Here is a 4,857-nt window from a genome sequence, read left to right on the forward strand (position 1 = left end):
CGGTCCGGTGCGGGTGAGCAGGACGCAGCGCGACGAGAACTGCGCGAAGCTGGTCCACACCTTCTGCCCGTTGACGACGAAGTGGTCGCCGTCAAGCACCGCGCGCGTTTTCAGCGACGCGAGGTCCGAGCCCGCCCCCGGTTCGCTCATTCCCAGCGACGCGGTGATCTCGGCCCGCAATATCGGCGCCGCCCACCTGTGCTGCTGTTCGGGCGTGCCGAAGGTCAACAGCGAGGCCGCGATGATGCCCACGCCCTGCGGGTTGAAGCTTTGATAGATGCGTCGCCGCCCGAGTTCCTCCAAGTACACGTATTGCTGCAGCAGCGTGGCGTTGCGTCCGCCGAACTCGGGCGGATTTCCGGGGAGCAGCCACCCGCTGTCGAACAGCAGCCGCTGCCAGCGGCGGGCCCAGTCCGGCACGTGCGAGCTGGAGCGTGGCCGTTCGAACGCCTCGGCGTCGGAGGGCAGATGCGCGTCCAGGAAGGCGATGAATTCGGAGCGGAACGCCTCCACGTCCGCGTCAAAGGTGAGCTGCACGCGACTCCCCGCAACGGTCGTGAGCACTCCCCCGCGTCGGTAGATCACGATTTCCGCCGACGGCGCGGTTCGCTCTTATGATTACGCTTCCATACACACGTCTAAGAGAATAGTATTCTCGTGACGAGAAAGTTACAATCTCCGACACATGATCCGTGAGGGGGTCGAGCGCAGCGATGTCACGGCGTTCTCCGGTAGAGTCCAATCATGTTCTCCCCTCGCGGCAATCAGCTGAGCCGGCCGTGACCAGTCCGAGCGAAGAGCCGGCCTGGAAGCAGCGCGCCGTCGAGAGGTCGATCAAGACGGCCAAACTGCGTGCCGCGCAACGCGTTCAGCGCTTCCTGGACGCGGCGCAGGCGATCATCATCGAAAAGGGCTCCACGGACTTTACCGTGCAGGAGGTCGTCGACCGGTCCCGCCAGTCGTTGCGCAGCTTCTACCTGCAGTTCGATGGCAAGCATGAACTGCTGCTGGCGCTGTTCGAAGACGCCTTGAGTCGGTCCGCCGACCAGATTCGCGCCGCCACCGAGAGCCAGGCCGATCCCCTGGAACGACTCAAGGTCGCCGTCCAACTCCTCTATGAGGCCTCTCGCCCGGATCCGACGGCCAAGCGGCCGCTGTTCACCGATTTTGCTCCGCGGTTGCTGGTCACACATCCGGCCGAGGTGAAGGTGGCCCATGCCCCCCTGCTGGCTTTGCTGACCGAGCTGATGGAAGCGGCCTACGACGCCGGAGAGCTGCGGGCGGGCGTGAACGCGAAGCGCATGGCCGCTATGACCATGCAAACGGTCATGTTCATCGCGCAATCCAGCGGGGGCTCCGACGACGCGACCATCCACCCCATCACCAGCGAAGAGGTATGGGATTTCTGCTCGCGCGGCTTCGTCGGCTAGCAGCGGCCCCGCCTTCCCGCGAGAACTGATCAAATACCGCACCTCATTTGCTGCCGAGAATCAGATTCTCTAATATTTAGAACCACAAATAGCCAAAACGGATTCGGCGTTGACACCTATGACCGGTGGTGACAGAGTGCAAAAGGCGGCGAGACCCGCGAGCCCGGGGGACGCGGTCCCGGTTGCTCTGCGCCGAGGCGTGCGATCAATAGTCAGGAGTTGAGATAGCCATGACCGGACGTGTTGAGGGCAAGGTCGCTTTCGTCACTGGAGCGGCACGCGGTCAGGGCCGCAGCCACGCGGTGCGGTTGGCGCAAGAGGGTGCCGACATCATCGCCATCGACATCTGTAAGCCCATCCGCGAGGGCGTGACGGACACCGCGATCCCGGCCTCGACGCCCGAGGACCTCGCAGAGACGGCGGACCTGGTCAAGGGACACAACCGCAGGATTTTCACCGCCGAAGTCGACGTCCGTGACTTCGGCGCGCTGAAAGCAGCGGTGGACAGCGGTGTGGAACAACTCGGCCGGCTGGACATCATCGTGGCCAACGCCGGAATCGGTAACGGTGGCGACACTTTGGACAAGACCAGCGAAGAAGACTGGACCGAGATGATCGACATCAACTTGGCCGGCGTGTGGAAGACCGTGAAAGCCGGTGTGCCGCATCTATTGTCGGGCGGCAGGGGTGGTTCGATCATCCTGACCAGCTCGGTCGGCGGGCTGAAGGCCTACCCGCATACCGGCCACTACGTCGCCGCCAAGCACGGTGTCGTCGGGTTGATGCGTGCCTTCGGAGTCGAGTTGGGGCAACACATGATTCGGGTCAACTCGGTGCACCCGACCCACGTCAAGACGCCGATGTTGCACAACGATGGCACCTTCAAGATGTTCCGCCCGGACCTGGAGAACCCCGGTCCCGACGACATGGCGCCGATCTGCCAGATGTTCCACATCCTGCCGATTCCGTGGGTGGAGCCGGTCGACGTCAGCAATGCGGTGCTGTTCTTCGCCTCCGACGAATCCCGGTACATCACCGGCGTGACCCTGCCCATCGATGCGGGTAGCTGCTTGAAATAGAGTTCCGTCCCATGGACGGGTTTGAAGGTCGCGGAACGGTCGTCACCGGCGGGGCGAGTGGTATCGGCTTGGCCACCGCCACCGAATTCGCCCGCCGGGGCGCCCGCGTGGTGCTCTCCGATGTCGATAAACCAGGCCTGGAGCAGGCGGTAAACCACCTGCGCGCCCAGGGATTCGACGCGCACGGCGTGGTGTGCGACGTCCGGCATCTCCATGAGATGGTTCACCTCGCGAAAGAATCTTTCCGACTGCTCGGCCGCGTCGACGTCGTCTTCAGCAACGCTGGCATCGTGGTTGCCGGTCCGATCGCGCAGATGACCCACGACGACTGGCGATGGGTCATCGACATCGACCTGTGGGGCAACATCCACGCCGTCGAGGCGTTCTTGCCGAGGCTGCTCGAACAGGGCACGGGCGGACACATCGCCTTCACCGCATCCTTCGCCGGCCTGGTTCCCAACGCCGGCCTCGGGGCGTACGGCGTCGCCAAATACGGGGTGGTCGGCCTGGCCGAGACGCTCGCCCGCGAAGTAAAAGACAGTGGCATCGGCGTATCGGTGCTCTGCCCGATGGTCGTGGAGACGAAGCTGGTCTCCAACTCCGAACGGATCCGCGGCGCGGATTACGGGCTGTCGTCTTCGCCGAAGGCCGCGGACGGGACGTTACCAACTCAGGACGAGGGCGTCGGCGTTGAAGACGTCGCCCGACTGACGGCCGACGCGATCCTGGCCAACCGCCTGTATGTGCTGCCGCACGAGGCCGCCCGCGCGTCGGTCCGCCGCAGGTTCGAGCGCATCGACCGCACCTTCGAAGACCAAGCCGCCGAAGGGTGGAACCACTAACCGGACGGACCGAGCCGGTAATTCCCCGTCTGCGGGTCGTGGTACCAGCCGCTCGCCGCGTGGGTGCCGCCGTCGACGTGCAGGGTCTGCCCGGTCAGGTAGGCCGACATGTCGGAGGCCAGGAACACTGCGACACTGGCGATCTCGTCGACATGGCCGGCACGCCCCAGCGGCACGACGTGGCCGATTCCGGCCAGGGCCGCCTCGCCGCCCAGCTGTGCCAGCCCCTCGGTGAGCGTGATGTCGGGCGCGATCGCATTGACCCGGATGCCGTGTGGCGCCAGTTCCAGCGCCGCGGTCTGGGTGTAGTTGATGACCCCCGCCTTGGCCGCCGCGTAGGCCGCGTAGCCCGGCGCGGCGCGCACCCCCTCGATTGACGTCACCGAGATGATGCTGCCGCCCTGGCCCGCGGACACCAGCTGTCTCGCGACGCGCTGGGTGCACAGCAGCACGTGGCGCAGGTTGGCCCGGTACAGCGCATCCCAGCCGTTCTCACTCGTTTCCAGCAGCGGTGCGGAAAACACCCCTCCGGCGTTGTTCACCAGGATGGAAGGGACGCCGAGCTCGGCGTTCGTGCGCCGCAGCGCGTCGTCGACCTGGGCGCTGTCCCGTACGTCAATCGAGATGCCAAGGGCACCAATGGATTCCGCGGAGTCAGCGCAGGTCTGCGGGTCACGTTCCCAGATCGCGACCGACGCGCCGAACGCGGTAAGCCCGGCCGCGACGCCACGGCCGATGCCCGCTCCCCCGCCGGTGACCACCGCCACGCGGCCGGTGAGCATGATGTCCGAGGGATCGATCGCCATCGCCGTGTCACATCGCCGGTTCGTGGCCGATGACGCCGTCGGCCGCCAACTGGGCGATCTCCGCGTCGCTCAATCCGAGTTCGGCCAGCAATTCGTGATTGTGCTGCCCGAGCAGCGGCGCGTGCTGGGTGTGGAACTTCGAGGGCCCGCCGGACGACCTGATCGGCACGGTGCTGAGCCTAGCCGGACCGTTGACCGGGTGGTCGACTTCCTCGAAGAACCCGCGGAATGTCAGCTGATCGAGTTCGGTCTGGCGGTGCGGTTGCATGACCTTGGCCACCGGAACGCCGGCGTCCCACAGGGTTGCGACGATCTCGTCACCGCCGCGGCACCCACACCACGCCGACAACCGCGCGTCGATGTCGGCGTGCCGCTCCTTGCGACCGCCGGCGGTGGCCAGCGTGGGGTCCGTTGCCCAGGAAGGAGACCCGATCGCCGCGCTCAGGGCCTCCCACTGCTCGTCGGTGTTCACCGCGATCGCTACCCAGCTGTCGGACCGGCCGAACTCATCGACATCGGCGCTGCGATAGAGGTTTTGCGGCGCGGCCCTGGGCCCCCGGTTGCCGTCGCGTTCCAGCAGCGCCCCGTAGGCGGAGTATTCGATGAGTTGCTCGGCGGCGATGCTGAGCGCGGCGTCGACCATCGCCGCTTCGACGAACACGCCCCGGCCGGTGCGCCGCCTGTGCGAGAGCGCCAGCAG

At 66.0% G+C, this 4,857-nt stretch carries 6 protein-coding genes; 3 read left to right on the forward strand and 3 right to left on the reverse strand.

Annotated elements, in window-relative coordinates; all coding sequences use genetic code 11:
* On the reverse strand, positions 1-537 hold a 537-nt coding region (locus tag A9X03_RS04235; RefSeq protein ID WP_197696010.1), incomplete at its 3' end, for an acyl-CoA dehydrogenase family protein.
* Positions 538-779: 242 nt separating this feature from the next.
* On the opposite strand from A9X03_RS04235, the gene A9X03_RS04240 reads away from it, so the two are divergent.
* From A9X03_RS04240 to A9X03_RS04250, 3 genes are all read left to right on the forward strand, one after another.
* The gene (locus A9X03_RS04240) at positions 780-1,430 is read left to right on the forward strand and encodes a TetR/AcrR family transcriptional regulator (RefSeq protein ID WP_067759625.1); all 651 of its coding nucleotides are present in this window, start codon (positions 780-782) and stop codon (positions 1,428-1,430) included.
* Positions 1,431-1,660: 230 nt separating this feature from the next.
* The gene (locus A9X03_RS04245; RefSeq protein WP_067781469.1) at positions 1,661-2,509 is read left to right on the forward strand and encodes a mycofactocin-coupled SDR family oxidoreductase; all 849 of its coding nucleotides are present in this window, start codon (positions 1,661-1,663) and stop codon (positions 2,507-2,509) included.
* Positions 2,510-2,520: 11 nt separating this feature from the next.
* Positions 2,521-3,351 carry an SDR family NAD(P)-dependent oxidoreductase gene (locus A9X03_RS04250; protein ID WP_067759635.1) on the forward strand — a complete coding sequence of 277 codons (831 nt, stop codon included), beginning with the start codon at positions 2,521-2,523 and terminating at the stop codon, positions 3,349-3,351.
* On the opposite strand, the gene A9X03_RS04255 is transcribed toward A9X03_RS04250, so the two are convergent.
* Both A9X03_RS04255 and A9X03_RS04260 read right to left on the reverse strand, forming a co-directional pair.
* On the reverse strand, positions 3,348-4,157 hold the full coding sequence (locus tag A9X03_RS04255) for an SDR family NAD(P)-dependent oxidoreductase (protein WP_067781466.1): 810 nt from the start codon (positions 4,155-4,157) through the stop codon (positions 3,348-3,350). The two genes, A9X03_RS04250 and A9X03_RS04255, sit on opposite strands and share 4 nt — an antisense overlap.
* A 7-nt stretch (positions 4,158-4,164) precedes the next feature.
* Positions 4,165-4,857: CoA transferase (locus tag A9X03_RS04260; protein ID WP_197696011.1), on the reverse strand; the 693-nt coding region annotated here is incomplete at its 5' end.

This window comes from Mycobacterium sp. E1715, assembly GCF_001667625.1.
GTDB lineage: Bacteria > Actinomycetota > Actinomycetes > Mycobacteriales > Mycobacteriaceae > Mycobacterium.